General features: G+C 68.0%; 27 protein-coding genes and 1 pseudogene. 14 read left to right on the top strand and 14 right to left on the bottom strand.

What is annotated here, in order from left to right; all coding sequences use genetic code 11:
* The first annotated feature begins 49 nt into the window (after window positions 1–49).
* Window positions 50–1,201 carry a hypothetical protein gene (locus BQ7106_RS06535; RefSeq protein WP_072373245.1) on the top strand — a complete coding sequence of 384 codons (1,152 nt, stop codon included), beginning with the start codon at window positions 50–52 and terminating at the stop codon, window positions 1,199–1,201.
* A 229-nt stretch (window positions 1,202–1,430) separates the two neighbouring features.
* Here the strand turns inward: BQ7106_RS06535 and BQ7106_RS06530 are convergent, their stop codons facing one another.
* Window positions 1,431–2,795, bottom strand: a complete 1,365-nt coding sequence (locus BQ7106_RS06530) for a PFL family protein (RefSeq protein ID WP_072373241.1) — start codon at window positions 2,793–2,795, stop codon at window positions 1,431–1,433.
* 156 nt (window positions 2,796–2,951) lie between these two features.
* On the opposite strand from BQ7106_RS06530, the gene BQ7106_RS06525 reads away from it, so the two are divergent.
* Entirely contained in the window at window positions 2,952–3,689 is a 738-nt protein-coding gene (locus BQ7106_RS06525) for an alpha/beta hydrolase (protein WP_072373238.1), read from the top strand.
* Here BQ7106_RS06525 and BQ7106_RS06520 read toward each other — a convergent pair.
* From BQ7106_RS06520 to BQ7106_RS06510, 3 genes are read right to left on the bottom strand one after another with little or no spacing between them, the layout of a single operon-like run.
* Window positions 3,686–4,411, bottom strand: coding sequence for an ABC-2 transporter permease (locus tag BQ7106_RS06520; protein WP_072373234.1), 726 nt, complete (start codon window positions 4,409–4,411; stop codon window positions 3,686–3,688). The genes BQ7106_RS06525 and BQ7106_RS06520 overlap by 4 nt on opposite strands.
* The gene (locus BQ7106_RS06515; protein WP_072373231.1) at window positions 4,411–5,298 is read right to left on the bottom strand and encodes an ABC transporter ATP-binding protein; all 888 of its coding nucleotides are present in this window, start codon (window positions 5,296–5,298) and stop codon (window positions 4,411–4,413) included. Before BQ7106_RS06515 ends, BQ7106_RS06520 begins: the two co-directional genes overlap by 1 nt.
* Window positions 5,299–5,338: 40 nt before the next feature.
* A complete protein-coding gene (locus BQ7106_RS06510) occupies window positions 5,339–5,707 on the bottom strand; it encodes a GntR family transcriptional regulator (protein ID WP_072373228.1) in 369 nt (122 codons plus the stop codon).
* 340 nt (window positions 5,708–6,047) lie between these two features.
* Here BQ7106_RS06510 and BQ7106_RS06505 point away from each other — a divergent pair, with 340 nt between their 5' ends.
* Window positions 6,048–7,202: a helix-turn-helix domain-containing protein gene (locus tag BQ7106_RS06505; protein ID WP_240307449.1), complete on the top strand. Its 1,155-nt coding sequence runs from the start codon at window positions 6,048–6,050 to the stop codon at window positions 7,200–7,202.
* Between the two features lie 21 nt (window positions 7,203–7,223).
* On the opposite strand, the gene BQ7106_RS06500 is transcribed toward BQ7106_RS06505, so the two are convergent.
* On the bottom strand, window positions 7,224–7,802 hold the full coding sequence (locus tag BQ7106_RS06500) for a TrmH family RNA methyltransferase (RefSeq protein ID WP_072373225.1): 579 nt from the start codon (window positions 7,800–7,802) through the stop codon (window positions 7,224–7,226).
* A gap of 69 nt (window positions 7,803–7,871) precedes the next feature.
* Between BQ7106_RS06500 and BQ7106_RS06495 the strand changes: the two genes are divergently transcribed.
* Window positions 7,872–8,291 carry a peptide deformylase gene (locus tag BQ7106_RS06495; RefSeq protein WP_072373222.1) on the top strand — a complete coding sequence of 140 codons (420 nt, stop codon included), beginning with the start codon at window positions 7,872–7,874 and terminating at the stop codon, window positions 8,289–8,291.
* Window positions 8,292–8,378: 87 nt separating this feature from the next.
* Here BQ7106_RS06495 and nth read toward each other — a convergent pair whose 3' ends face one another.
* The gene (nth, locus tag BQ7106_RS06490) at window positions 8,379–9,041 is read right to left on the bottom strand and encodes an endonuclease III (RefSeq protein ID WP_072373219.1); all 663 of its coding nucleotides are present in this window, start codon (window positions 9,039–9,041) and stop codon (window positions 8,379–8,381) included.
* 305 nt (window positions 9,042–9,346) lie between these two features.
* Here nth and BQ7106_RS06485 point away from each other — a divergent pair, with 305 nt between their 5' ends.
* Complete coding sequence (locus BQ7106_RS06485) at window positions 9,347–10,864, top strand: aminotransferase class I/II-fold pyridoxal phosphate-dependent enzyme (RefSeq protein ID WP_072373216.1); 1,518 nt, start codon at window positions 9,347–9,349, stop codon at window positions 10,862–10,864.
* A 6-nt stretch (window positions 10,865–10,870) separates the two neighbouring features.
* Here the strand turns inward: BQ7106_RS06485 and BQ7106_RS06480 are convergent, their stop codons facing one another.
* A complete protein-coding gene (locus BQ7106_RS06480) occupies window positions 10,871–11,239 on the bottom strand; it encodes a hypothetical protein (RefSeq protein WP_072373213.1) in 369 nt (122 codons plus the stop codon).
* Window positions 11,232–12,566 (bottom strand): Y-family DNA polymerase, encoded by a 1,335-nt coding sequence (locus BQ7106_RS06475; RefSeq protein WP_072373210.1) that lies wholly within the window; start codon window positions 12,564–12,566, stop codon window positions 11,232–11,234. Before BQ7106_RS06475 ends, BQ7106_RS06480 begins: the two co-directional genes overlap by 8 nt.
* 185 nt (window positions 12,567–12,751) lie before the next feature.
* Between BQ7106_RS06475 and BQ7106_RS06470 the strand changes: the two genes are divergently transcribed.
* Genes BQ7106_RS06470 through thpR form a run of 3 tightly spaced genes read left to right on the top strand, consistent with a single transcriptional unit; the run spans window position 12,752 to window position 14,102 of the window.
* A complete protein-coding gene (locus BQ7106_RS06470) occupies window positions 12,752–13,093 on the top strand; it encodes a type II toxin-antitoxin system RelB/DinJ family antitoxin (protein ID WP_072373206.1) in 342 nt (113 codons plus the stop codon).
* Window positions 13,090–13,566 carry a type II toxin-antitoxin system VapC family toxin gene (locus tag BQ7106_RS06465; RefSeq protein ID WP_072373203.1) on the top strand — a complete coding sequence of 159 codons (477 nt, stop codon included), beginning with the start codon at window positions 13,090–13,092 and terminating at the stop codon, window positions 13,564–13,566. The genes BQ7106_RS06470 and BQ7106_RS06465 overlap by 4 nt, the downstream gene beginning before the upstream one ends.
* Before the next feature lie 8 nt (window positions 13,567–13,574).
* Window positions 13,575–14,102: an RNA 2',3'-cyclic phosphodiesterase gene (gene thpR / locus BQ7106_RS06460; protein ID WP_072373200.1), complete on the top strand. Its 528-nt coding sequence runs from the start codon at window positions 13,575–13,577 to the stop codon at window positions 14,100–14,102.
* Between the two features lie 70 nt (window positions 14,103–14,172).
* Here thpR and recQ read toward each other — a convergent pair whose 3' ends face one another.
* Entirely contained in the window at window positions 14,173–16,071 is a 1,899-nt protein-coding gene (recQ, locus tag BQ7106_RS06455; RefSeq protein WP_072373197.1) for a DNA helicase RecQ, read from the bottom strand.
* Between the two features lie 228 nt (window positions 16,072–16,299).
* Here recQ and BQ7106_RS06450 point away from each other — a divergent pair, with 228 nt between their 5' ends.
* The 3 genes from BQ7106_RS06450 to BQ7106_RS10655 all read left to right on the top strand — a co-directional run bounded on the left by BQ7106_RS06450 (window position 16,300) and on the right by BQ7106_RS10655 (window position 18,916).
* Window positions 16,300–17,040, top strand: a complete 741-nt coding sequence (locus tag BQ7106_RS06450; RefSeq protein ID WP_072373194.1) for a sigma factor — start codon at window positions 16,300–16,302, stop codon at window positions 17,038–17,040.
* Entirely contained in the window at window positions 17,037–17,861 is an 825-nt protein-coding gene (locus tag BQ7106_RS11175; protein WP_072373191.1) for an anti-sigma-I factor RsgI family protein, read from the top strand. Before BQ7106_RS06450 ends, BQ7106_RS11175 begins: the two co-directional genes overlap by 4 nt.
* Before the next feature lie 143 nt (window positions 17,862–18,004).
* Complete coding sequence (locus tag BQ7106_RS10655) at window positions 18,005–18,916, top strand: PepSY domain-containing protein (RefSeq protein WP_129583812.1); 912 nt, start codon at window positions 18,005–18,007, stop codon at window positions 18,914–18,916.
* A 185-nt stretch (window positions 18,917–19,101) separates the two neighbouring features.
* On the opposite strand, the gene BQ7106_RS06435 is transcribed toward BQ7106_RS10655, so the two are convergent.
* From BQ7106_RS06435 to BQ7106_RS06425, 4 genes and pseudogenes are all read right to left on the bottom strand, one after another.
* Window positions 19,102–19,848 (bottom strand): energy-coupling factor transporter transmembrane component T family protein, encoded by a 747-nt coding sequence (locus BQ7106_RS06435; protein ID WP_072373188.1) that lies wholly within the window; start codon window positions 19,846–19,848, stop codon window positions 19,102–19,104.
* Entirely contained in the window at window positions 19,845–20,912 is a 1,068-nt protein-coding gene (locus tag BQ7106_RS11445; RefSeq protein ID WP_420855286.1) for an energy-coupling factor ABC transporter ATP-binding protein, read from the bottom strand. Before BQ7106_RS11445 ends, BQ7106_RS06435 begins: the two co-directional genes overlap by 4 nt.
* 12 nt (window positions 20,913–20,924) lie before the next feature.
* A pseudogene (locus tag BQ7106_RS11440) lies at window positions 20,925–21,641 on the bottom strand (energy-coupling factor ABC transporter ATP-binding protein); the annotation flags it as partial.
* 96 nt (window positions 21,642–21,737) lie between these two features.
* Entirely contained in the window at window positions 21,738–22,307 is a 570-nt protein-coding gene (locus BQ7106_RS06425; RefSeq protein WP_072373181.1) for a hypothetical protein, read from the bottom strand.
* A 443-nt stretch (window positions 22,308–22,750) separates the two neighbouring features.
* On the opposite strand from BQ7106_RS06425, the gene BQ7106_RS06420 reads away from it, so the two are divergent.
* Entirely contained in the window at window positions 22,751–23,206 is a 456-nt protein-coding gene (locus BQ7106_RS06420; RefSeq protein ID WP_072373177.1) for a MarR family winged helix-turn-helix transcriptional regulator, read from the top strand.
* A gap of 29 nt (window positions 23,207–23,235) precedes the next feature.
* The gene (locus tag BQ7106_RS06415) at window positions 23,236–24,081 is read left to right on the top strand and encodes a DegV family protein (protein WP_072373174.1); all 846 of its coding nucleotides are present in this window, start codon (window positions 23,236–23,238) and stop codon (window positions 24,079–24,081) included.
* A gap of 48 nt (window positions 24,082–24,129) precedes the next feature.
* On the opposite strand, the gene BQ7106_RS06410 is transcribed toward BQ7106_RS06415, so the two are convergent.
* Window positions 24,130–24,678, bottom strand: coding sequence for a TetR/AcrR family transcriptional regulator (locus tag BQ7106_RS06410; RefSeq protein WP_072373171.1), 549 nt, complete (start codon window positions 24,676–24,678; stop codon window positions 24,130–24,132).
* A gap of 166 nt (window positions 24,679–24,844) precedes the next feature.
* On the opposite strand from BQ7106_RS06410, the gene BQ7106_RS06405 reads away from it, so the two are divergent.
* Window positions 24,845–25,546: an ABC transporter ATP-binding protein gene (locus BQ7106_RS06405; protein ID WP_072373168.1), complete on the top strand. Its 702-nt coding sequence runs from the start codon at window positions 24,845–24,847 to the stop codon at window positions 25,544–25,546.
* Window positions 25,547–25,548 lie beyond the last annotated feature (2 nt).

Here is a 25,548-nt window from a genome sequence, read left to right as displayed (position 1 = left end):
TGTTTTTGAAAGACATACTACCTGTGAGGTTTTGGGCCTGGAGAGGGGGGTGCCTGACGTGCAGGCCTTTCTGAGCCATGAGTCCGCGTGCGATGTTTTGCGCCTGCTGTCCGCGGGGCGCCGTGGGGTCGAGGGGCTTGTCCGCTGGCCGGAGAGCGCCCGGCCTCTGCCGCGGGACGGTTCGTGCGTTTCGAGCCAGCGCGATTTTCGGGGTGGACGGATCGAGGAGCGTCTGGTTGAGCTCGGCGCGAGCAGGCGTCCGGTTGAGCTCATTGTCCCCAGGCAGGAGGGGCGCAGCAGCGGTCGGGCGGCGCGCTTTCACGTGTGGAGCGGCATCCTCCCGGCGCGTTCGCTCGTGCAGGTCTGTCCCGGCCTGCTGGTGAGCGGCCCCGAGCTAGTGGTCATTCAGCTGTGCTCCGCGCAGGGTAAGCTCGACGCGCTTTTGGATGCCCACGTGAGTGCCGTGCACGCGGAGGCAGACCTGCTTGCCGATCTGGGCCTGGACGACTCCCCGGTGATCGATCACCCTCTGGAATGGGAGCGTATTCGCCGGCTGGTCGCCGCGACGATGGTTGCGTGCGAGTTCATGGGCACGTATCGGCTTGGTGGGGCGGCGGCGCCCGTAACGTATCGGGTGCGTCCCCTAATGAGCGCCGACAGCCTGGTGTGCGCCATTGCCGAGGTGGGGGAGTTTCAGGGCACGCGCCGCGCCCGTCGTGTCTGCGGGCTTGCGCTTGAGGGGTCTGCGTCGCCCATGGAGACGTCGCTTGCGCTCATGCTCACTCTTCCCATTGACTTCGGTGGCTTTGGCCTGGGTCATCCGCAGCTAAACCATGCCCTGGACGTCTCCGAGTTTCGGGGGACCCTGTCCGACAGGGACGTGGTGACGCCTGATTTCCTCTGGCAGGGCGAGGGGATGGGATCGGGGGTGGCGCTCGAGTATGACAGCGATGAGTTCCATGCGGCGACTGGTGGGGCGCGACTCGGGCAGGATGCCGTGCGTGCGAACATCCTGGCCTCTTTGGGCTACTGCGTGCTAAGGGCGACCCCGGAGACCGTGAGGACGCTGTCTGGCATGACGCTGCTTGCGAGTCAGGTTGCGCATGCGCTGGGCGTCGAGCTCGCGGAGACGACGCCCCTGCAGGACCTTCGCAGGAGAAAGCTCTACATGCAGCTCATGCCCGTGCGCGAAAGATCCTAGCGATGCGGGGGCTCCTCTCGGCGGCGCTTCTCGGCTGCAGAGTGCCCCGGCGATGGGAAAACCTCACAGGCAGTCTTTCTCTATTTGACCATTTCCAAAGAAAGGCCAGGTTGCGTGGTCGGCTGATTTCCGAAAGACAAACTACCTGTGAGGTTCTGGCGGCGAGAAGGACCCCGCAGCGAGAAGAGCCCCGCGGCGAGAAGGACCTCCCGCCGCGCGGACCTTCGCGCTAGTTCTTGAGCGAGTTGAGCGGGGCGGGGAAGCGGCCGCCGCGATGGGCGAAGACGCTGCCCGCGAAGCGGTTGACCGGCATAACGGGCGCGGAGCCGAAGAGGCCGCCGAACTCGAGCATGTCGCCCTCCGCCTTGCCGATGGCGGGGATGAGGCGCACCGCGGTGGTCTTGGTGTTGATGACGCCGATGGCCATCTCGTCGGCGATGATGCCTGCGATGGCCTCCACGCTCGTGTCGCCCGGAACGGCGATCATGTCCAGGCCGACCGAGCACACGCAGGTCATGGCCTCGAGCTTCTCGATGGTGAGCGCGCCGTCAACGGCCGCGCGGATCATGCCCGCGTCCTCGGAGACGGGGATGAAGGCTCCGGAGAGGCCGCCGACGCTCGAGCTCGCCATGACGCCGCCCTTCTTGACGGCGTCGTTGAGCAGCGCGAGCGCGCACGTGGTGCCGGGGCCGCCGCACTCGCCCACGCCGATGATCTCGAGGATCTTGGCCACGGAGTCGCCGGCGGCGGGCGTCGGCGCAAGCGAGAGGTCCACGATGCCCTTCTCCACGCCAAGCCGACGGCTCGCCTCGCGGCTCATGAGCTCGCCGGCGCGCGTGATCTTGAACGCGGTCTGCTTGATCTTCTCGGCCACGTCCATGAGGCTCGCGGACTCGGGCAGCTCGGCGAGCGCCGCCGCCATGACGCCGGGGCCGGAGACGCCCACGTTGATGACGGCGTCGGCCTCGCCGGAGCCGTGAACGGCGCCCGCCATGAACGGGGAGTCCTCGACCATGTTGGCAAAGACCACGAACTTGGCGGCGCCGTAGCAGTCGATGTCGACGGTGCGCTGGGCGCACTCGAGGATGGTCTCGGCGGAGAGCAGCACGGCGTCCATGTTGATGCCCGCGCGCGTTGAAGCGATGTTGAGCGAGGAGCACACGCGCTCGGTGGTGGCGAGCGCCTCGGGAATCGAGGCGATGAGGCGGCGGTCGGTGGCGCCCATGCCCTTCTGGACGAGCGCGGAGAAGCCGCCCATGAAGTCGATGCCGAGGGACTCGGCGGCGCGGTCCATGGCGTGCGCGAGCGGCGAGAGGTCCTCGTCCGGGCATCCCGCGGCGATCTGCGCGATCGGCGTCACCGAGACGCGCTTGTTGGCGATGGGAATGCCGTACTCCGCCTGAAGGTCGTCGGCGGTCTCGACGAGGTGCTCGGCGGTGCGGGTGATGCGGTCGTAGACCTTGTCGCACATGCGACCCATGTCCTCGTCGGCGCAGCCCGCGAGCGAGATGCCCATCGTGATGGTGCGAAGGTCGAGGTTCTGCTCGGAGACCATCGAGAGGGTCTCGGCGACTTCCTGCGGTGTGATGTCCATGGGGGCCTTTCGTCGCGAGGATGGCTGTGGCTGCCCATTATAGGTGAAGGGGGAGCGACCCCGCTCGCATCCGGTTTCCCCGACGCGAGAGCGGGAGGATCCCCTTTTCGTCATCATGGGGGTGGTGCAGGCCGCAGGAGTCGACGGGAGGAGCGCATGGGCGACGGTCTTGGAGCGATGTCGGGCAAGTCGGCGGGGTCCGGGGCGCCCGTCATTTACGTTATCGACTCGGTGACGCACCCGCTGCCCCTGGCAGAGGCGGCGGCGGGGATCGCCTCGAACGTCGTGCGCGTGCCGGTGGGAAGCTGGGGCGACGACCTCACGCCGTGGCCCGCCCCCGCGCTGCGTCCGGGCGAGAAGGACTTTGGGGGTCGCGCGGATGAGACGCTCGCCAGGCTCGTGGGAGAGGTTGGCTTGCGAGACGGGTCCTGCGCCGTCTGCGGCTACTCGCTCGGCGGGCTCTTTGCGCTCTACGCGTTCGCGCGCGAGCCGCGCCTTACGGCCTGCGCGTGCCTCTCCGGGTCGGTTTGGTACGAGGGGTGGATCGACTGGCTGCGCGCGAACGCGCCGGACTGCTCCGGACGCTACGCGTTCTTCTCGGTGGGGAAGAAGGAGAAGCGCGCGGGGCTTCCGTTTCGCCATGTGGAGGAGGACCTGGCGGCCTGCGCGAGCATCCTGCGCGAGCGGGGCTGCGGGGTGGACGTGGCGCTCGGTCCCGGCAGCCACATGCAGCACGTGGCCGAGCGCCTCGCCGCAGGGCTCGCCGCGCTCGACGCAGTCCTGCGGAGGGGTCCCTCAGCGCCGTCGCCGTGCGTTTCTCAGCGGGATGACGACGAGGAGCAGAACGACGACAAAGAGCACGGTGAGGTCCAGGTCCATGGCGCGTCTACCTAGAGCTCGCGGGTCTCGTAGAGGCGCAGGGAGAGCGCGGCGGAGGCGGCGAGGATGACGGCGGAGGCCGCCACCATGCCCGTGCACCCCACGACCAGCCCTTCGGGCGTCTCGATGTAGGCGAGGAAGGACGCAATCTGCTCGAGGCCCGGCAGCGCGCCGTCGAGAAGGCCGCTGTTGCCGAGGAAGACCACGGGAAGGACGAAGAGCAGCACGATGATCGTGGGCAGGAGCTGCGTGGCCTTGGTCTGGCCAAGACGGAAGTAGATCGGCGTCACGACGGAGGCCACGGTCGAGCCGATGAGCAGGCAAAACGTTGTCGCGAACGCCATTGCGGAGAGGGTGTTCCCGTCGAGGGCGAGCGCCTGGGAGAGCTCGCCGGGGAGCTCCACCGCGGAGGCCACGGCGCTGATCGCGAGTGCGGCGAGCAGCCCCACCGCCATGCCGCCCAGGCCCAGCGTCACGATGGCGCCGTAGCGGCCGAGCACCACGTCGCGGCGGGAGAGCGGCAGCGTGAGGCGGAAGCGCCCCCAGTCGTTCTGCTCGTCGTAGGCGGCGGCGCCCATCGCGCCCATCATGAAGAACATGCAGGTAATGATCGAGGGGGCGGCGAGCACGGTCTGCATCCCGCAGCCCACGAGCACCGCAACGAGAAAGCCGAGGGCCAAGAGCTGCTTTCCGTAGTCGCGGAAGATGGTGAGTTCGATCAGGTAGGCGCGCTTCATTATCGGACACCGCCCTTCAGGGTGAGAGCCATGTAGTCGTCGATGGTCATGCGGTCGCAGGGGATGTCGGGGAACATCTCCGCAAACGCGAAGCGGTCGGGCACGAGCACGTCGATGCCGTAGTCGTGGCGCAGGTAGCGCAGCTTGCGCTCGGGCACGACGCCGCTCGCGGCAACGCGCTCGAAGTCGGCCACGCGGCAGCGCGCGATGCCCGTCTCGTCGGTGATGACGTCCTTGGGCAGGTCGAAGACGATGCGGCCTGCGTCGATGCACACGATGCGGTCCGCGATGCGCTCGAGGTCGCTCGTTATGTGGCTGCTCATGAGGATCGCGCGGCCGGGTCGGGCCACGAAGTCGCGCAGGCGATCGAGCGCCTCGTCGCGCGCCATGGGGTCGAGGCCGGCCGTTGCCTCGTCGAGGATGAGGACCTGCGGGTCGTGCGCGAGGGCGCAGGCGAGGCTGAGCTTCATGCCCATGCCGCGCGAGAGGTCCTTCACGGCCTTCCTGGGGTCGAGGTCGAGCTCGTGCGTGAGCCGGTCGAAGGCGCGCGCGTCCCAGGAGGCGTACGCGCTCCGGTAGATGCGCCCCACGTCGGAGATGCGCAGGTGGCCGGGGAGGGACACCGTGTCAAAGACCACGCCCACGCGCTCCTTGACGGAGGCGCCGGAGGGGCGGGAGAGCTCGTCGCTCGGGGTGCCGAGGACCTGACCCTCGCCGCCGTCGAGTCCGATGAGGCCGAGAAGGGCCTTGATGGTGGTTGACTTGCCGGCACCGTTCTGGCCGATGAAGCCCACGACCTCGCCCTCCTCCACGGCGAGGCTGACGCCCTCGAGGGAGAACCCGTCGTAGTGCTTGGTGAGGCCGCGTGCCTCGATGAGTGCGCTCATGGTGACGTCCTTTCTGGCTCAGGGGGGCGGCCCCCCTGAGTCACTCCAGTACCAGGGCGAGCATCTCGGAGAGCTCGTCGTTCGAGAGGCCCATCGCGCGGCCGCGCTCGACCGCCCGGGCCATGAGGCCCTCGACCTCTCGCAGCTGCTCCTCCCGGATGAGCTCGGCGTTGCCGCCGGCGACGAAGCTCCCCTTGCCCTGCACCGTCTCGATGAGGCCGATTGCCTCCAGGTCCGCGTAGGCGCGCTTGGTGGTGATCGCGCTCACGCGCAGGCTGTTGGCAAGCGCCCTGATCGAGGGGAGCTGCTCGCCCTCGGCCAGCTCGCCCTTGACGATCGCGGCTTTGATCTGGTCCGTGATCTGCTCGTAGATGGGCTTGCCGCTCGAGTTTGAGATGATGATGTCCACGCTCTTCCTTCCTTCCCGCCCCCTCGGGCGTCCCCTCGGGGGTTTGCCGCTCCGGGGCGTCCCCCTCGGCGGCCGGGGAGTCGCGGACGTCTTCGCTCCTCCCCCCGGATATACAGTGTATATCCGATAAGTACAGTATATACTCACCTATACACAGTGCAAGAGGGAGGAGAAAAAATGTCGCCCGCGCTCCCGCCCGCTGGGCGCGCCGGCGGGCGGCGGGCCCGTGCGGTTGACCCCGGGGCGAAAACGTCAACCGGCGCTCCTTTGATGCCTCCGGCGCGAGGACGGATACTTGAGCCGGCGGCCGCCCCAAGCCAACGTCGTCTAAGGAGCGGACATGGACATGGGCACAACCATCAACATCGGTCAGGTCATTGCGCGCGAGCGGAGGCGCTCGGGAATCACCCAGGAGGAGCTGGCGACCCACCTGGGAGTGTCGAAGGCGGCCGTCTCGAAGTGGGAGCTGTCGCAGAGCTACCCCGACGTGACCCTGCTCCCGCGCATAGCGGCGTTCTTCTCGCTCACGCTCGACGAGCTCTTCTCGTATAGGGCGCGACTCAGCGACGCCGAGGCGGGCGAGCTGTACGCGGAGCTCTACGCGGAGGGCGGGCGCGACCTCGCCTCGGCGCACGACCGGCTGGGCAGGATCGCGGCGGAGCGCTACTCGGACTGGAACCTCCTGCTGATGCTCGCATCGCTGCTCACTGGCTGGGCGTCCCTTCCGCACGACGACGGGGAGGCGCGGGCCTGCGATCCCGACGAGCTGACCGACGAGGCGCTCTCGCTGCTCGATCGCGTGCTCGACCACGCCTGCGACCAGCGGACGCTGTCCCTCGCGCGGCAGCAGAAGGCCACGACGCTCTTTCAGGCGGGCGACTGCGAGGGTGCGGCGGCGCTGCTCGAGTCCATCATCGCGGCGCAGGACGCAGGGGCGGCGGTGATGCTGCTCGCCTCCTGCTACCGACGTCTCGGGCGCAACGATGACGCGGTGCGCCTGCTGCAGACCAGGCGGCTGCAGGCTGCGGGGCTCGTGCTCTCCTCCCTCATGCAGGAGGTCGGCATGCGCGGGGAGGCGCCGTTCGCGCGCGACGCCGCCGCGGCGGCGCTCGCCGTTCACGACGCGCTGGGAATGGCGGGGGCAAACCCGCTCTTCCCGGTGACCATGGAGTCGGAGCTCGCCGAGACCCTTCGGGGCGCGGGCGAGAGGGACGGTGCGCTCGAGGCGCTGGGACGGGCCGTCGAGGCGCTGGCGGAGGCTCGTGCGAGCGTGGCGGAGGCGGGGCGGATGCCGCTCTTCGACCGCATCGCCGACCAGCTCGACCCGGGCTCGGTGAGCGAGGCGTGGTCCAGGCACAAGGAGCGTCAGACGAGCGAGGCGCTCGAGCTCGTGAGGCGGGGCCTCGCGGAGCGGGCCACATCCCCCGAGTGGGCGGAGCTGGCCGGCGACGACCCTCGCTACCTGGCAATCGTTGAAGCGTCGCAGCGCCTCTAGGGAACGCCCCGGCGGACCCGCTCACTCCATGCCGGGGAATCCGGTCTGTCGCAGCGCCTCGTAGAGCACGATGGCGACCGCGTTCGAGAGGTTGAGGGCGCTGATGCGGTAGTCCTCCGGGTTCACGAAGTTGCCGCAGACGTCCTGGGCGAGAAGGGCGGCGTGGCCGCCCCTCTCGCCCGGCGCCGCCCAGCTGGAGGCGTTGTCGAGCGAGGAGGCGTCCGCAAGCATGGGGATGCGCTCGCAGCACCGTGCGTGCGCGGCGAGCAGCTCCTCGGGCAGCCCCACGCTCTCGCAGCCAAAGACGAGGTAGTCGCCGTCGCGATACGTCGCCTCGGCGTAGGTGCGTCGGGCCTTCTTGGTGAGAAGGTGGAGGCGGGCCCCGGCCCCGGCGGCGTCGAGAAGGGCGTCCCAGCTCTCGTGCACCGTGACGTCGAGGCTCTCCCAGTAGGCGAGCCCCGCCCGACGCAGCGACCTCTCGTCGAGCGAGAACCCGAGCGGCTCAACGAGGTGGAGGCGCGTTCCCGTGACCACGCAGGTCCGCCCTATGTTCCCCGTGTTCGCTGGAATCTCCGGCGCCACGAGCACGATGTTGAACACGAATCGTCGCCCTTCTCGGCCGCCCCGCTATAATCTCCTGAGCAGCATACCCCAATCGAAGGGAACCACATGATCAAGGACCTGGTGCACGACGACGCCATCCTCTCCACCCCGTGCGAGCCCGCGACCGCCGAGGACGCCTCCGTGGCGACCGACCTCGTCGACACGCTCGCCTCCATCGACGATGCGGTCTGCCTGGCCGCAAACCAGATCGGCGTCACCAAGGCCATCATTGCCTTCCAGGATGACAAGGACGAGGTCCACGTCATGTTCAACCCCAAGATCCTCATGGGCCTGGGCGGCGCCAAGGTGGAGGAGAGCTGCCTCACGCACGAGGAGGTCTCCAAGGTCACGCGCTTCGCCAAGATCAAGGTGTCCTTCGACGAGCTCGTTGACGGCTCCCTCAGGGCGCGTCGCCGCGACTACGTCGGCTGGACCGCCCAGATGATTCAGCACATGGTCGACCACTGCAAGGGCAAGCTGGTCTAGCGCGCCCCGCGTTTCGCGGCGCCCCGGACTGCGCGGAGGCTCGGGGCGCCCGCATCCGCGGCCTCGGGTCCGCGCGCGGCGGCGCCCCTAGCAGCGGTGCGCGCTCGGGCAAATGTCCTCGAGGACGCAGCCGTCGCACTTCGGCCCGCGCGCGGTGCAGGTGTCGCGCCCGTGACGGATCCACTGGTGGTTGACGGGCCCCCACAGCTCGCGCGGCAGCAGTCGCAGCAGGTCCTGCTCGGTCTTGAGCGGCTCCTTCGCGTGCGTCTTGGGCGAGAGCGCCAGTCGGTGCGCTATGCGGTTGACGTGCGTGTCGACGGCGATGCCCTCCACGATGCCAAAGCCCACATTCATGACGATGTTGGCCGTCTTGCGCCCCACGCCGGGAAGGCGCGTGAGCTCCTCCATCGTGTGCGGCACCTCGCCGCCGAACTCCGAGACGATCATCTGCGCGCACTCGACGCAATGACGAGCCTTCGACTTGTAGAAGCCGAGGCTGTGGATGTACTCCGCGACCTGCTCGGGTGACGCCGCGGCCATGGCCTCGGGCGTGGGAAAGCGCTCGAAGAGTGCCGGCGTCACCTTGTTGACCTGCGCGTCGGTGGTCTGGGCGGAGAGCAGGACGGCGATCGTCAGCCTAAAGGGGTTGGCATGGTCGAGGAAGCACTCGACGGGACCGTACTTCTCGTCGAGACGTCGGCACACCTCGACGGCTCGGTCAACCTTGGCCTGCTTGGTCTCTCTGGGCATGTCGTTTCCTCCGGCCGGCTCCTGCGCTCACACTAGGAGATGATAGGGCAGCCGAGGCGAGGGAGAGCCATGAACGCGGTGAGGGTGTCGGAGCGTGTCCGGCCACCATCGCGCTGGCCCGACCCTCGCGCACGGAATCCGCCGCAGAACCGTGCGTTGGGCTCGGACCATGGCTCTGGTGCCGCAGCGCTGTTACTGAAGTTCAATTTCATCCTCGAAGACGTGCCTCATATTGAACTGTACGGAAACATGTGGTTCAATTGTGCGACACGGATGTGACATGAATTGAACCTTTGGGAGGCGACATGGCTCACGGAACCTTTGCGGAGCGCCTGCGCGCGACCATGGGCGAGAAGGACCTCAAGCAGTCGGACCTGATTCGCCTGGCGGCGGAGCGCGGCGAGCACCTCGGCAAGAGCCAGGTCAGCCAGTACGTGAGCGGCAAGGTCGAGCCCCGGGCGAACGTGCGCCGGCTGCTCGCGGAGGTGCTGGGCGTCGACGAGGGATGGCTCTCCACGGGGGAGGGGGCGTCGCGCCGAGCTCCCGCGCGGCCTGAGACCGCGCGCCCGCACGTTACGACCACCCCTTCCGAAAGGACCACCACCATGCGAGAGTTCAAGAAGTCCACCAAGCTCGACAACGTTCTCTACGACGTTCGCGGCCCCGTCGCCGACGAGGCTGCGCGCATGGAGGACGAGGGGACGCGCATCCTCAAGCTCAACATCGGCAACCCCGCGCCGTTTGGCTTTCGCACCCCCGACGAGGTCGTCTACGATATGCGCCAGCAGCTGCCTGAGTGCGAGGGCTACTCCGACTCGCGCGGCCTCTTCTCCGCGCGCAAGGCCATCATGCAGTACGCGCAGATCAAGCACCTCCCCAACGTGAGCATGGACGGGATCTACACCGGCAACGGTGTCTCGGAGCTCATCCAGCTCTGCATGAACGCCCTGCTCGACAACGGGGACGAGATTCTCATCCCCAGCCCGGACTACCCGCTGTGGACCGCGTGCGCCACGCTCGCCGGAGGCACTCCCGTCCACTACCTCTGCGACGAGCAGGCCGACTGGAACCCCGACCTCGCCGACATGGAGTCCAAGGTCACGAGCAACACCAAGGCCATCGTCATCATCAACCCCAACAACCCCACGGGGGCGGTCTACCCGCGCGAGGTGCTCGAGCAGATCGTGGGGATCGCGCGACGCCACCAGCTCATGATCTTCTCGGACGAGATCTACGACCGGCTGTGCATGGACGGCTACGAGCACGTGTCCATCGCGTCGCTCGCCCCCGACCTCCCGTGTGTCACCTTCTCCGGCCTCTCCAAGTCCCACATGGTCGCGGGCTACCGCATCGGCTGGATGGTCCTCTCGGGCAACAGGCGCTGCATGCGCGACTTCGTCTACGGCGTCAACATGCTCTCCAACATGCGCCTGTGCTCCAACGTGCCCGCTCAGTCCATCGTCCAGACGGCGCTGTGGGGCTATCAGAGCGTGGAGCGCTACGTGGAGCCGGGCGGGCGCGTCTACGAGCAGCGCAACTACGTCTACGAGGCGCTCAACGCCATCGACGGCATCAGCGCGGTCAAGCCCAAGGCCGCCTTCTACATCTTCCCCAAGATCGACGTGAAGAAGTTCAACATCACCGACGACGAGCAGTTCGCCCTCGACCTGCTGCACGACAAGCACATCCTCATCACGCGCGGCGGCGGGTTCAATTGGCCGGAGCCCGACCACTTTAGGATCGTCTATCTGCCGCGCATGGAGGTGCTGCGCGAGGCCATGGGCGACCTCGCCGACTTCTTCGCTCACTACCGGCAGGCGTGAGGGACCCTACGAATCGAGGCGCACGACCTCCCAGAGGTCGTCGAAGCGGATGCGGGTCCGGACGACCTGCAGGATCCGAAGGTCGGTCTCGATGCGGGCGACGATGCCCTCGCGCGTGACGTAGGCGTCGTCGGCGTAGTGCGTCACCCGCACGAGGTCACCCCTGCGCAGGGACGAGAGCGCGGAGGAGATCTCCTCCGCGCGCTCCTCGCCCACCTCACGGCGCGGCTCCCTCGTGCGCTCCTGCTCGCGCACGAGGTCGTAGAAGCCGGTGAGCGCCGCGAACGGCATGAACTGCGCCGCGCGGTCCGTATGGCCCCGGGCTGCGCCGGCCGTGCCTCGTGCCCCCGGAGCGCCCCCCGCGTCGCTACTCATGATGCCCCCCGACCTGCTGGTTTCTCTCGCGACCCGTTGCCGCGGCCCGGTAGCTGATGCCTCGCACCAGCGCGTTCTTCCCGAAGCGCCGTTTGACGGCGTTGGTGGCCCGGGCGAGGCGCCTCTCGGCGGACCGCGCCTCCACGTCCGTGAAGAGCGAGAGCTCGGCGTACTCCACCGGCACGAGCGCGCCAAAGGCAATGTTGACGCGCCTGACGGCCCGGTTTGGGTCGACGGTCTCCGAGAAGAGCCCGAGCAGCTGCGCGGTGAGCTCCTCGCGCGAGTCGGTCGCCTCCGGGAGCTTGCGCGACGCCCCCGCGCCGTCCGTCGCGCGTCCGACCACGCGCGTGCCGTGCTCGCCGGTAAACGTCTGCGCCCGTTCGGGGGCGCCCTGCCCGTCCCAGGGACGACGCTCGCGCGCATAGCCCACGAACAGGGAGAGGTGTGCGCAGGCCATGCCCTTGTCCACGAGGTCGAGCACGAGCGCGTCCGCCATCTCGCGCAGCACCACGCGCGCCTCCTCGAACTCGTAGTCCCGCGCGAGCACCTGGCCGCTTCCGATGGAGTGGGCGCGCGGCCGGTACGCCTGGATCTCCTCGATGGTGCAGGGCTCGACTCCCCAGGCATGGTCGATGAGCAGCTCCGCGTTGACGCCAAACTCGTCGTAGAGCGCCTCCTCGGGGAGCAGCGCAACCTCGCCCAGGCAGCTCGCCCCCATCGCCGCGAGGCGCCGCGCGATTCCCGGCCCTATGCCCCATATGTCGGTGATGGGGCGGTGCGGCCAGACGAGGCACTTGAAGCGCTCCTCGTCGAGCTCCCCGATGTTGTCCGCGGCGTGCTTTGCCGTGACGTCGAGCGCCACCTTGGCGAGAAAGAGGTTGGGGCCGATGCCCGCCGTGGCGCAGATTCCCGTCTCGCGGCGCACGAGCGCGACGAGCTCGACGGCCAGCTCGCGCGGCGTCCTCCCGTAGAGGGCAAGGTAGGGCCCCACGTCCACGAAGCACTCGTCGACCGAGTACACGTGGATGTCCTTCGGCGAGAAGTACCGGAGGTAGAGGGCGTAGATCTGCGCGGAAACCTCCATGTAGCGCCGCATGCGCGGGCAGGCCATCTCGTAGTCGATGTCGTCGGGAATCTCGAAGACCCGGCAGCGGTTGCGCACGCCGAGCGCCTTCATTGCGGGGGATATGGCCAGGCAGATGGTCTTCTCGCCGCGCGAGGGGTCCGCGACGACGAGGCGCGCCTCGAATGGGTCGTACCCGCGGTCCACGCACTCGACCGACGCGTAGAAGCACTTGAGGTCAATGCAGAGATACGCGTGCGTCACGGCTCCCCTTTCACAAACACCTGTTCCCGTCGCGAGACCATGATGAGCGTCCGGCCGGACAGAAGTTCCTTTTTCGCGCGGCCGTCACAAATGCTGCAACACTTGTTCTGTTTTGAGGAAAGCTTCGCCTCTGGGTCGCCACGAGCTATACTGATACAAGCCTCGTATAGCTCATGGAGGGAATCATGGCAACGACGCAGATGAACGTACGCATAGACGCAGACGTCAAACGCCGCGGGGACGCTGCTCTGGCTCGGGCAGGATTCACGCCCACGCAGGCCGTGCGGCGCGTCTGGGAGCATGTGGCGGCGCTTGCCGATTCTCCCGAAGAGGTCGTTCGTCTGCTGGGGGAGCCTGACGAGGGCGACTCTCGGGAGCGTCTCTTGCTGCGAGAAAGCGCGGACGCCCTCGGGCTCGTTGATGCGCTCGTGGCCGAGCGCGGACCGCTCTCCGCTGAGGGGCTCGACTACGACGAGCTGCGGTACCGCGCTTGGAAGGAGCGTCTGACGGAGAGGGGCTGCGCATGAGCGTTCCCCTCAAGCTATTCGTGGACACCAACGTGTGGCTCGACTACTACCTCGACCGCGGGTCTCGCCACGACCAGGCGGCGCGCATCGTTATTTCTGCGGCGGGGGAGAGCGTGGCGCTCTATGTGACCGAGGGTGTCCTCAAGGACTTTTTCTTCCTCTTCCGGATGACGCTCAAGGATCTGCGGCGTGCCGACGGTGACGAGATAGACTCCTCGGTCGCCGCGTCGATCGACGAGGCGGCGTGGGCCTGCCTGAACAACATCATGCATCTGGCGCTTGTCGTTCCCATGGGCACGGCGGAGGTCTGGGAGGCGTTTTCGCTGCGTAGGGGCCACGGTGACTTCGAGGACGATCTGCTCATTGCCGCGGCGCGCCGTGCCGGCGTCGACTACCTGGTGACGTCAGACCAGACCCTCATCGCACGCTCGCCGGTCCCGTGTCTCGATGCCGCTGACGTCCCGCTGACCTAGGAGGCTGTATGCGGTCGTTTGTCGCGCTCGAGCTGCCGGAGGCGTTCGCCGACGAGGTCGCCGCGCTCTCGCGGTGCCTCTCGGCCGTCTGCGAGGGGCGCTTTGTTCGACCTGGGAACCATCACCTCACGCTGGCGTTTCTCGGAGAGGTGGGGGAGGCGGAGGCGCGCCGCGCCATGGATGCACTCGACGCTGCCTGTGCGGGCGCGGGGCCGGTGGAGCTCGTGGCGGAGGGCCTCGGCACCTTTGGTCGCGGGCGCGACGCGACGCTTTGGCTGGGCGTCGAGAAGAACCCGGGGCTCGCGGCCCTTGCGGAGCGCCTGCGCGAGGAGCTTCTCGCCCGCGGCCTTTGCTTTGACGAGAAGCCCTTCCTGCCTCACGTGACGATTGCGCGTCGCGCCCGCCTGCCGCAGGCGGCTCTGGAGGGCCTTGCCTTCCCGTTGCCGGACGAGGCGCGTGCCGTCACGCTCTACCGGAGCTTCCTGGACCCCGGCGGCGCGCGGTACAAGCCGCTCTATACGGTCGAGTTGGGCTAAAGTGCGGGTTACGGACGCTTTGGGGTGGGAAACCGTCCGTAACCCGCACGTCCTTCGATGACGCCCGACCTCACGCGCCGACGTCTGCGGCCTCAGCGATGCGCGCCAGAAAGAGCTCCCCGTAACGCTCGGCCTTCTTGGCGCCCACGCCCGAGACGCCGAGCAGCTCATCGACGGTCCGCGGCCTCTTGGCGCACATGTCCACGAGCGTGGCGTTGTTGAAGATGAAGTAGGACGGGACGCCCTGCTCGCGGGCGAGCTCGGAGCGCAGCTCGGAGAGCTCAGCGTAGAGGGCCTGGCCCGCCTCGTCGAGCTCGGAGACGTCCGTGGCGGCGCGCGTTTTGGTCGGGGGCGCGACGGCGCGCTCGGCGCGCGGAGCCCCCTTGGCGACCTTGATGATAAACGGCTCGTCCCAGGGGGCGTCCCTCCGCAGGAAGGCGCCTGATTCCGACGTGAGCGAGATCGTGGGGTAGTCGCCGCCCGTGCGCGCGAGCACACCTCGAAAGACCAGCTCGTCGAGGACGGAGCGAACGTGTGACGCGGAGGCGTCCGCCATGATGCCGTAGGTCGAGAGCGTATCGAAGCCGCGGCGCAGGACCTTCTCGCCGCGTGAGCCGCGCAGCACGTCGGTGACCATCGATGCCCCGGCGCTGCGTCCGCGCTGGGCGATGCGCGCCACGCAGCTCACGATCTTGAGCGCGTCGGTCATGGCGTCGACCTCCTCGAAGTCGGTGAGGCAGTTGCCGCAGCTCCCGCAGTACGCGGGAGCCTCCTCACCGAAGTAGCGCAGGATGTGGGCGCGCAGGCACTCGGTGGTGGTTGCGTAGAAGACCATCTGGCGCAGGCGCTCGGCATCGCGCTCTGCGAGGGTCTCACGCTGCTCGGGGGTGAGGTCCTCGCGCGGCTCGGTGCGGGAGAGCAGAAACTCCGCCGTGTGCACGTCGCCCGGGGAGTAGAGCAGAAGGCAGTCGGCCTTCGTTCCGTCGCGCCCGGCGCGCCCGGCCTCCTGGTAGTAGTTCTCGAGCGAGAGCGGCAGGTTGTAGTGAACCACGTAGCTCACGTTGGACTTGTCGATGCCCATGCCAAAGGCGTTGGTGGCCACCATCACGCGCCGGCGGTCGTAGAGGAAGTCCTCCTGGTTGCGCTCGCGTTCCTCGGCGGAGAGCCCCGCGTGGTAGCGCGTGGCGGAGAGCCCCTCGTCGCAGAGCAGCTCGCAGACCTCCTCCACCGCGCGACGGCTCGAGCAGTAGACGATTCCGGAGCGCTCGAGGTGCTGCCTGGCAAACGACACGAGCATGCGGTCCTTCTCGGCTGCCCCCCTCGGGCGCGATACGAAGAAGGAGAGGTTGGGGCGGTCAAAGCTCGCCACCACTACGAGCGGGTCGCGCAGCGCGAGCGCCGAGGAGATGTCCTTGCGCACGGCGCGCGTTGCCGTGGCGGTGAGGGCCATGACGGGGGGTCGGGCGGGAAGGGCTCCCAGAAAGTCAATAATGCGCTGGTAGCTGGGCCTAAAGTCGTTGCCCCACTGAGAGATGCAGTGCGCCTCGTCCACGGCGAGCAGCGCGACGCCGCGCTCGGAGACGCACTCGACGAAGGAGGGGTCGTCCAGGCGCTCGGGCGCTACGTAGAGCAGAGCGAGCGCCCCCGTGGCGACATCGAGCAGCACGCCGGCGCGCTCGCCGCCGCTGAGCGTGGAGTTGAGGCAGGACGCGGCGACGCCCATCTGGCGCAGCGCGCCCACCTGGTCCGCCATGAGGGAGATGAGCGGGGAGACCACGAGCGTGAGGCCGCCCGTTCGCTCTGCCAGCGCGAGCGCGGGGACCTGGTAGCAGATCGACTTGCCTGCGGAGGTTGGCATGACCGCCAGCACGTCGCGCCCGCCGAGCGCGGTGTCGACAATCTCGGCTTGGTGCGGCCGAAAGCTCGGATAGCCAAAGGTGTGCTGCAAGATGTCGAGCGGTGTGGCCATGCCTCTCCTCGGAACGGGATCTTTGGGAACCATTGTGGCAGAGCGGCAGGACAGAAACGAGCACTCGCCCGGCCGTGTGGTCGCGACGGGGCATGCCGCTGGCGGGCGCTTACCCATTCCTTACATGGACGCCTTCCGCTGCAGATACCCTAAAAAAGTTCTGGCAGTTTCTGCCGCCACCCCGAAAGCGCACGAGCCCGTGCGCACTCTATCGCCGAAGGGATGACGATGAGACGGGAGAAGGAGCTCCTCGCGCGGGTTCGCGCGGCAAAGGGCAGCGCCCGCGCCGCGGACGACCTGGTGCGCGACTACCTGCCGTTTATCAAGTCGGAGACGGCAAAGTTCATGGGCAGGCCCCCGCGCGAGGGCGCAGACGACGAGCTGGGAATCGCCATGTTCGCGTTTCACGAGGCCGTTCTGGCCTACGACCGCGGGCGCGGGGCGTTTCTGCCCCTGGCCGCGCTGAGCATCAGGAACCGACTGGTCGACTTCAGGCGTCGCGAGCGTCGCCACGAGGGCGTCGACTCCCTCGACGAGCCACGCGGGGGTGCGGGAGACGATGGTCGGGCGCTCGTGGACGACCTTGCCTGCGAGCGCGACGAGATCGGGGAGAGCGAGGGGCGCTCCGCGAGCCGCCGGGAGATCGTCGCGTTCGCGCGACAGCTCGAGGGACTGGGAATCGGGCTCGCGGACGTGGCGCAGAACTGCCCGAAGCAGGGTCGCACGCTGGAGGCGTGCGGCAGGGCGCTCGCCTATGCCCGCGGCGACCAGGCCCTTCTCGACCGCGTCGCCCAGACGGGAAAGCTGCCGCTGGCCGAGCTCGCCCGCGGGTCGGGCGTGGAGCGCAAGACGCTCGAGCGCCACCGCCGCTACCTCGTGGCTCTTCTCGTCGCTTACACCAACGGATACGAGATCATCCGCGGGCACCTCTGCAGGATGCCGGGACGATCGGGAGGCGAGGCGCGATGAGCTACCTGATCATGGAGTGCGCCGCGAGCTATGCCGTGGCGCTCGACGAGGAGGGGCGCTTCGTGAAGGTTCCCAATCTCGGCTACGAGGTGGGACAGCGCGTCGAGGACGTGGTCGTGCTCGACGAGCCCGACACGGAGGTCATTGACTTCTCGACGCGTCGGCGCGGCCGCGGGCGCCTTGTTGCCGGGGTTGCCGCGGCGCTGGTGGTGTGCGCGGTGCTCGCGGGCGGGGCGGTGGTGTGGGGCACGCCGGTCGGCACGGTGCACATGCGCATCAACCCCGAGGTGAGCATGGAGGTCAACCGACTTGATCGCGTGGTCGGGCTCGCGGGCGACAACGAGGACGGCGTCGAGCTCGTGGAGGGCTTCTCGTACTACGGACGCACGGTCGACGAGGTTTCCGACGACCTCGCCACGAGGGCAGAGGATCAGGGGTACCTCGACGACGGCGGGACGATTGAGGTCACGGTTGAGTCGGATGACGAGGACTGGAAGGTGGCGACCGAGGACCGTCTCGTGGTCGAGCTTGAGGTCCACCTCGAGCACCGCGTTGTCGTGGTCGGTCCGGGCGAGCTCGCTGCGGGCGATGAGGACGATGATTCCGATGCCGACGGAGTGGCTCCCGAGGACCTCGGTGATGACGCGACGTCCCAGGATTCGAGCGTGACGACCTCCCCCGCGCCCCATCCCGTTCCGACGACCGACGACGACGGCGATGACGACGATGACGACGAGGACGGCGATGACGACGATAGCGATGACGACGATGACGATGGCGACGATGACGATGGCGACGATGACGATGGCGATGACGACTAGGCTCCCCCGCGCCTGAGCCGGGAAGCGGACGAGACGACCCTCGTGCGAAAAAGTTTTTCTCCGCTACCCCGGTTTCGGGTTGTTCCCCGCGCAACCTCTCACTGCACGGCAAGAAGAGGCCCAATCACATCAAGGAGGACACCATGAAGGCTACGAGGACCACGAGCTCGAAGAGCATCCTGCTCGGCGCGATGGCGGGCGCGGCACTTGTGGCGGCGCTGAGCGGCTGCGGCACCACCCCGTCGAGCTCTCCGCAGGCTCAGAGCGCGAGCGTTGCCGCCCCTCAGGACCAGACGGTCAAGACGGCGGGAACGTTGCTTCTGAGCGTCAACCCTGAGATCGAGGTCGAGTACGACGACGAGGGGCTTGTCACCGAGGTCGAGGGCGTCAACGACGAGGGGCGCGGGGTCGTGAGCGACTATGCTGGCTACGAGGGGCGCGAGGCTCGCGACGTGGTCTCCGACCTCGTGGAGGAGATCTATCGGGACGGTTACTTCGACCAGACGGTTGACGGGCATGACCGCAACGTGGTGGTCAAGCTCGAGCAGGGCTCGAGCTACCCCGGCGACGACTTCCTGCGCGGGATCGAGGACGACGTTCGCTCGAAGGTCGGGACGTTCGGACTTGCGTCGGACGCGCTTGCCGTTGCCCCCGACCAGCTCGACGAGCGCGGCTACATTGGCCTCGACGCGGCGAAGGACATCGTTCTCGCGCAGCTTGGGCTCAATGAGGCGTCGTTCAACGACCACGAGTACGAGCTCGACGACGGCGTCTACGAGATGGAGTTCTCCGCCAACGGCGTGGAGTACGAGTACGAGGTCGACGCGCGCTCCGGCAAGGTGCTCGAGGCCGACATCGACGGCAACGACGACTGGGACGGTCGCGACGACTGGGACGACTGGAACGACGACCGCTACGATCGCGACGACTGGGACGACGACCACGACGACGACTACGATGACCGCGACGACCGGGACGACCGCGATGACGACCGCGACGACCGCGACGACGACCGCGATGACGACCTGGACGACTGGGACGACTGGGATGACTGACGACGCGGGGGTTCCCGGCGGGCGAGTCCCGACATAAGCGTGCGGGTTGCGGTCGTTCTGGAGCTCGAAAGCGTCCGCAACCCGCACTCACCTGAATCGCGTGCGGGTTATGGACACTCTGGGTTCCGAAACCGTCCATAACCCGCACCTGCGAGGGTCCTCAGGCCCCGCGGGCGCAGGATGCCCTACAGTGCGGCGCCGATCGCGACGAGGGCGACGCAGCACGCGAGCGTCGCCCAGTCGCGCGCGACGAGCGGGTAGCGCCGATAGCTGCTCTCGCGCGTGCGGAGGTAGAAGCCGCGCTGCTCGGCGGCGAGCGCCGTGGCGTCCGTCTTGCCGACGGAGCTCACCAGCAGCGGCACGCACATCGGCAGCATGAGCCGCAGCTTGCGGAAGGGGTTGCGGGTGTCGTACTCGACGCCCCGGGCGGTCTGCGCCTCCATGATGGCGGTCATCTCCTGCGAGAACACGGGCACGAATCGCAGTGCGGTCGTGAACGTGAACGCATAGCGGTACGGCACGTGCAGCACCTCCACGCAGGCGTTGGCGAGGTCGCCCATCTTGGTCACCGAGAGCATCAAGATCAGCGGCATGGCAACTCCGAGCAGTCGCAGGCACGCCTTGGAGCCCGTGACCAGGCCGTCCACGGTGATCCAGGCCGCGACCGGGGCGCCCGTCCGCACCACGGCGGTCTGGAGCGCGAGCATGATCGCTGCCAGCGGCACCAGCACCTTGAGCAGTGACGTCAACCGTCTCAGCGCCCCCGCGTACGCGCCGAGCGCCAACGTCAGCGCGATGAGGCCCACGAGCAGCGGATAGGTGTCGGCGAGCAGCGTCGCCACGATCACCGCCACCGCGACGGCAAGCTTGGTGACGGGGTTCAGCCGATGGAGCAGCGTGTCTCCGGGCACGTAGTCGATGACGCTCGTCACGGGCGCACCATCTCCTCAACAAGGTCGACGATCCCGGACACCTGGCTGATGCCGGCGAACTTCTCGGACGAGCTCAGGGCCAGCGCGCGCGAGAGCTGCGCCACCTGCGGCGCCTCGATGCTCGCCGCCTCCATGACCTCCGGACGCGAGAAGACCTCCGCCGCGCGTCCGTCCGCGAGCACCCGCCCGCCGGCCATGACCACGACGCGCTCGGCGAAGTCCGAGACGACCTCCATGTCGTGGCAGACCATGATGACGGCGCACCCGCGCTCGGCCATCTCACGCACCGTCTCCATGACGGTCATGCACTCGCGGTAGTCCAGGCCGCTCGTGGGCTCGTCGAGCAGCACGACCTGCGGCTCCATCACCACCACGGAGGCGAGCGCCACCATCTGCCGCTGTCCGCGGGACAGCGAGAAGGGCGACTCGCCCGCCGGAAGGCCGAAGCGCTCGATCGCGGCGGCGGCCCTTCGACGCGCCCCCTCGCCGTCCACGCCCTGGAGCTCCAGTCCAAAGGCAACCTCGTCGAGCACGGTGTCCTTGCAGAGCTGTCGGTCGGGGTTCTGGAAGAGGGTGGCGACGTGCGCGGCGATGCGGCTCACCGGCACGGCCCTCGTGTCGATTCCGGCGATGCGCACCTCGCCGGACGCGGGTCGCAGCAGGCCGTTCAGGAGCTTGGTGAGGGTGGTCTTGCCGGCGCCGTTCTGGCCGACCACGCCCACGAGCTCTCCGGGACGAAACGCGAGGTTCACGTGGGACACGCCGTCGCCGGACCCGGGGTAGGCAAAGCTGACGTCACGAAGGTCAACCACGGGAGGGGCTGCCTCCTCGGCGCGGCGCGGCGCGGGCGCGTGCGGAGACGCGTGCGAGGGGGCGTCGCCCAGGGCGTCGTCCCGGGCGGAGCGACTCGTCACGACCGGGGACTTCTTCCCCCGTCCGGCGAGAAGACCCCTGATGAGCGCCTCGGCCTCCTCTACGCTGAGGCAGGGCGGCCCGGGCTCGATGACGCCGTGCTCGGCGAGGCTGTTTGAGACGCGCGCCACCCGGGGACTGTCTACGCCCATGCGCCTGAGCTCGGAGCCGTGCGCGAAGACCTCGCGCGGGGTGCCGTCGAGCGCGAGGCGGCCACCGTCCATCACGAGGACGCGACCGCAGAACTCGGAGAGCAGCGCCACCTTCTGCTCGATGACCACAACGGTGATGCCCTCGGTTCGGTTGAGCTGGGAGAGCGTCTGGAAGATGAGCTTGGAGCTGGCCGGGTCGAGGGCGGCGGTGGGCTCGTCGAGTACCAGGACGCGCGGGCGCAGGGCCAAGATCGCGGCGACGGCCACCTTCTGCTTCTGCCCGCCGGAGAGCGTTGCGATCTCTCGGTCGCGCAGCTCGGAGATGCCCACGGTCTCGAGCGCACCGGAGAGGCGTCCCTCGATCTGGTCGTGGGGGACGCCGAAGTTCTCCAGGCCGAAGAGCAGCTCGTCCTCGACCACGGAGGCGACCATCTGCGCGTCGATGTCCTGCGTCACGCTTCCCACGGTTCGCGCGATGTCGGTGAGGCTGACCTCGCAGGTGTCATGGCCGTCAACGATGGCGGCGCCGTAGAGGCTTCCGCGATAGTGGTGCGGCACCGCGCCGGAGAGCACCGCCGCCAGCGTAGACTTGCCGGCGCCCGAGGGGCCGGTCACGCCCACGAACTCACCGGGGAAGATCTTGAGCGAGACGTCGTCGAGGGCGCGCTCGTCGCGCTCCCCGTAGCAGAACGAGACGTCTTCGAGGCTGATGATGGCGGGCGAGCTCATGGGCGGGGGAGGTCCTTTCTGGGCGTGCGGGTCGGGCGTCGGCGCGACTCGGGACGCCGGCCGTCCGGCCACCGTCCCGAGCCGATGCGCCGCGCGCTAGTCGCTCAGGCCGAGCGCCTTGCGGATGGGCAGGTAGAGGGCGCTCACGAGGACGGCGTTGAAGGCGGCGGAGAGCACCACCACGGGCAGCATGGCCGCGGCGAGCTCGGCGGCGGCGCCAACCATGGCGATGCGGATGAGCATGAAGATCACGCCGGAGACCACGGTGGTGACGAACGACCCCGCGAGCGGGACGAGGCGCTTGGCCGGGGTCCCCATGCCGGCTCGCACGATGAGGGCCATGAGCATGGCGGCGATGCCCTCCGCGGCAAAGTCGACGAACGGCGAGGTGGTGGTGAGCTGGATGACGGCGGCCGAGATGAGGCCGATGATCAGGGCCTGCCCCACGTTGGGGCGCACCACCAGAATGGTCAGGCAGAACGCGGAGATGATGAACTCGGGGCTGATGAGGCCGCCGGAGATGCTGGAGATCATGCGACCCACGGTGAAGTTGAGGATGAAGCCTGCGGCGAGGAGCACGGCGAGAAGGACGAGGGACTGGACGTCGAGCTTGCCGCGGTCGACGGTGGCAACGGTGCGGGCGGCGGAGGTGGTGGCGTCAGACATGGCGAGTTCCTTTCTGGGAAGAGGGGTGATGCTCTTGAGTGATTCTTGTTAGATGGCGAGGTGCAAAAAAGAAGGGGCCCCGGTCGCCCGGGAGCCCCTCATGCGCGAATTGAGACGTGGCGCGTGAGCTCACCATCGACCGAGTGAGGAGAAGTTGCGCCACCACCAGTTCTGAGACGTGCGAGCGATGCGGGCGGTCTTGGTCATGGCGCGCTCCTCTCTGTGCTCGGCCGCGATGCGGCGCCAAAGGTGTTGGAGACAAGATACGCGCGCCCCGGTCATGGCGCGCGAGAGTTTTTCTCGTTGAAACAATCGGTCGGAACTGGCGGCGCTCGTGCCCCCGACGCTTGTGCTTATCGCGTGATGTGCCTGCCAGGTGTCCCCTCCCCCCTATAATGTTGATTAGTTAACATCTATCGGGCGGGGGGAACGGGAGGCCCGGCGTGACCGGACAGCGCTTCGAGGACTTCGTCGGCATCATCAGCGCCCTGAACAAGGAGATCCAGCGCATCAAGACCGCCGAGGCCCGGCGCCTGGGGTTTCGCGGTTCGGACGTGATGTGTCTCTACTACCTGGTCAAGTACCCTGACGGTCTCACGGGGTCCGAGCTCGCGCGCCTGATCGATGTGAGCCGCGCCGCCATGTCGCGCACGGTCGCCCACCTCGCGGAGGACGGCCTCGTCGAGGTGGGGGACGCCGATGACGAGGAGGCGTCCAAGTATCGCGCGCCCGTTCGCCTGACCGAGAAGGGCCGCGAGGCCGCGCGTCCCCTCGACGACATCATTCACCGAGTGCTTGACGAGGCTGGCGGGGAGCTGGCCGCCCGTCAGCGCATGCAGATGTACGATTCGCTCAATCACATCCTCGAGAGGCTCAAGACGTTTGGGCGAGACGAGTAGACGCCTCGGACGAACAGAAGGGAACAGCCATGTCCGTTCGCATCATCACCGACTCCGGCTTCGACATCCCCGGGGAGGGTGACCCGCGCCTCACGGTGCTCCCGCTCTCCATCACCTTTGGCGAGACCACCTACGCCGACGGCGTCGACCTCACGAACGAGCGCTTCTTCGAGCTGCTCATCGAGAGCGACGAGCTCCCCAAGACGAGCCAGGCGACGCCCTTCCAGTACCAGCAGATCTTCGAGCAGGTGCGCGCCGCCGGCGACGAGGCCGTGGTGATTACGCTGTCGTCCGGGCTCTCGGGAACCTACCAGAGCGCCGTCACCGCCGCCGCGGACTACCCCGAGGTGCGCGTGGTCGACAGCAAGAACGTCACGATCGGCCAGGGCATCCTGGTTCAGTACGCGCTGCGGCTCGTCGACGAGGGGCGCGGCGCCTCCGAGATCGCCTCGTTGGTCGAGTCCGCGCGCGAGCGCCTGGTGCTTCTCGCCCTGCTCGACACACTCGAGTACCTCAAGCGCGGCGGGCGCATCCCCAAGAGCGTGGGGACCATCGGCGAGCTGCTCTCCATCAAGCCGGTGGTGGGGGTCCGCGACGGCGAGGTCGTGATGCTGGGCAAGGCCCGCGGCTCCAAGAACGGGCGCAACCTGCTTCACCAGGAGGTCGAGAAGAACGGCATCGACTTCGCGATGCCGGTGCTGATCGGCTACTCGGGCCTCTCGGACAAGCTGCTGCGCAAGTACCTCGATGACAACCGGGCCATCTGGGAGGGCAAGGTGGCCGAGGAGGACCTTCCGATCACGTCGGTGGGCGCCACGGTCGGGACGCACGTGGGGCCGAACGCCATCGCGCTCGCCTTCTTCCGCGTGGAGTAGCGGTTCGCGGCGGCGGGGGCGCGGGGTCGCGTCCCCGCCGCGAGGCCGTCAGGAGAGCACCTCGCGCACGATGAGCTCGATGAGGCTCTCCACGGACATGGGCTCGGGCTCCGAGAGCCAGGTGCTCACCGCCGCCACGATGCCCGAGAGATAGAACTCCAGCAGGACGTGGGCCTGCTGTGGCGTGAGCTCGTCGGCGGGCAGCACGAAGCGCTCGAGCAGGGGCGCGACCGCCTCCTTGAAGCGCCGGGTGAACGTCGGGTCCCCGCGCTCCCCCAGAAGCACCTCGAAGTAGCCCCGGTACTCCTGGGCCATCAGCAGGATGACGCCCATGTGCTGCGAGAAGTCGAGGCGCTCCCCCTGAAGGAGGCGCTCGTTGACGAGGCGCGAGAGCCCGTCGAGCAGGCGCGACTCGATGTCCTCGAGCAGCTCGTAGACATCATGGTAGTAGAGGTAGAAGGTCGCGCGGTTGTAGCCCGCACGGTCCGTGATCTCTCGCACCGAGATCTTCTCGATGGGCCGCTCAACGTAGAGCTCCCAGAACGCCTGGCGGAGGTTGGCGCGCGTCTGCTCCGTGACCTGCGGCTGCTTCCTCATGGCTCCTCCTCGGGACGTGCGGGGGCCGTGCAAAAGTCGTGCAAAGGTGACTGTCACTTTTGCACGCTCGACACTTGGGCCCCACGTGTCGAGCGCGTGTTCTTCTCGTCCCCCGGTCTCAGTATACTTCGATTAGACAACACGTTGTCGAGCAATCGGAGCAGTGATGGCCTACATCGACTTCCTGGACGTCGTGCGCACCTATGGCGAGGGCTCAGCCAAGATCAACGCGCTCGACGGGGCGACCTTCACCGTCGAGCGTGGCGAGCTCGCCGTCATTCTCGGCGCGTCGGGTGCCGGCAAGACCACGGCGCTCAACGTCCTGGGCGGCATGGACAGCGCCACCTCGGGCACCGTGGTGGTGGACGGGCGCGACATCAGCTCGGCGGGGGAGAACGACCTCGTGCTGTACCGTCGCGCGGACGTGGGATTCGTCTTTCAGTTCTACAACCTCGTGCCCAACCTCACGGCGCTCGAGAACGTCGAGCTGGCGACGCAGATCTGCCCCGACTCGCTCGATCCGGTGGAGACCCTCGAGAAGGTCGGCCTCGCCGAGCGCCTGAACAACTTCCCCGCGCAGCTCTCGGGTGGCGAGCAGCAGCGCGTCTCCATCGCGCGCGCCATGGCGAAGAACCCCAAGCTGCTGCTGTGCGACGAACCCACCGGCGCGCTCGACTATCAGACCGGCAAGCAGATCCTCCAGCTGCTGCAGGACATGTGCCGCAACGAGGGCATCACCGTGATCATCGTGACGCACAACGCCGCGCTCGCCGACATGGCGGACCGGCTCATCCGCTTCAAGAGCGGCAGGGTCACGAGCATGACCGTGAACGAGCATCCCAAGCCCATCGCAGAGATCGAGTGGTAGCC

This window comes from Thermophilibacter mediterraneus, from assembly GCF_900119385.1.
GTDB lineage: Bacteria > Actinomycetota > Coriobacteriia > Coriobacteriales > Atopobiaceae > Thermophilibacter > Thermophilibacter mediterraneus.
The sequence above is the reverse complement of the archived record's forward strand: the minus strand, read 5'-3'. Positions and strand labels throughout refer to the sequence as shown.

Bases quoted from the DNA above. Each gene is read 5' to 3' on its own strand.
- BQ7106_RS11445 (WP_420855286.1), bottom strand. From the start codon at position 20,912: ATGGGCGTAGACAGTCCCCGGGTGGCGCGCGTCTCAAACAGCCTCGCC.
- BQ7106_RS06505 (WP_240307449.1), top strand. From the start codon at position 6,048: ATGGACATGGGCACAACCATCAACATCGGTCAGGTCATTGCGCGCGAG.
- BQ7106_RS06470 (WP_072373206.1), top strand. From the start codon at position 12,752: ATGGCAACGACGCAGATGAACGTACGCATAGACGCAGACGTCAAACGC.
- BQ7106_RS06495 (WP_072373222.1), top strand. From the start codon at position 7,872: ATGATCAAGGACCTGGTGCACGACGACGCCATCCTCTCCACCCCGTGC.
- BQ7106_RS06415 (WP_072373174.1), top strand. From the start codon at position 23,236: ATGTCCGTTCGCATCATCACCGACTCCGGCTTCGACATCCCCGGGGAG.
- BQ7106_RS06465 (WP_072373203.1), top strand. From the start codon at position 13,090: ATGAGCGTTCCCCTCAAGCTATTCGTGGACACCAACGTGTGGCTCGAC.
- BQ7106_RS06520 (WP_072373234.1), bottom strand. From the start codon at position 4,411: ATGAAGCGCGCCTACCTGATCGAACTCACCATCTTCCGCGACTACGGA.
- BQ7106_RS10655 (WP_129583812.1), top strand. From the start codon at position 18,005: ATGAAGGCTACGAGGACCACGAGCTCGAAGAGCATCCTGCTCGGCGCG.
- recQ (WP_072373197.1), bottom strand. From the start codon at position 16,071: ATGGCCACACCGCTCGACATCTTGCAGCACACCTTTGGCTATCCGAGC.
- BQ7106_RS06525 (WP_072373238.1), top strand. From the start codon at position 2,952: ATGGGCGACGGTCTTGGAGCGATGTCGGGCAAGTCGGCGGGGTCCGGG.
- BQ7106_RS06405 (WP_072373168.1), top strand. From the start codon at position 24,845: ATGGCCTACATCGACTTCCTGGACGTCGTGCGCACCTATGGCGAGGGC.
- BQ7106_RS06515 (WP_072373231.1), bottom strand. From the start codon at position 5,298: ATGAGCGCACTCATCGAGGCACGCGGCCTCACCAAGCACTACGACGGG.
- BQ7106_RS06480 (WP_072373213.1), bottom strand. From the start codon at position 11,239: ATGAGTAGCGACGCGGGGGGCGCTCCGGGGGCACGAGGCACGGCCGGC.
- BQ7106_RS06530 (WP_072373241.1), bottom strand. From the start codon at position 2,795: ATGGACATCACACCGCAGGAAGTCGCCGAGACCCTCTCGATGGTCTCC.
- nth (WP_072373219.1), bottom strand. From the start codon at position 9,041: ATGCCCAGAGAGACCAAGCAGGCCAAGGTTGACCGAGCCGTCGAGGTG.
- BQ7106_RS06450 (WP_072373194.1), top strand. From the start codon at position 16,300: ATGAGACGGGAGAAGGAGCTCCTCGCGCGGGTTCGCGCGGCAAAGGGC.
- BQ7106_RS06425 (WP_072373181.1), bottom strand. From the start codon at position 22,307: ATGTCTGACGCCACCACCTCCGCCGCCCGCACCGTTGCCACCGTCGAC.
- thpR (WP_072373200.1), top strand. From the start codon at position 13,575: ATGCGGTCGTTTGTCGCGCTCGAGCTGCCGGAGGCGTTCGCCGACGAG.
- BQ7106_RS06485 (WP_072373216.1), top strand. From the start codon at position 9,347: ATGGCTCACGGAACCTTTGCGGAGCGCCTGCGCGCGACCATGGGCGAG.
- BQ7106_RS06410 (WP_072373171.1), bottom strand. From the start codon at position 24,678: ATGAGGAAGCAGCCGCAGGTCACGGAGCAGACGCGCGCCAACCTCCGC.
- BQ7106_RS11175 (WP_072373191.1), top strand. From the start codon at position 17,037: ATGAGCTACCTGATCATGGAGTGCGCCGCGAGCTATGCCGTGGCGCTC.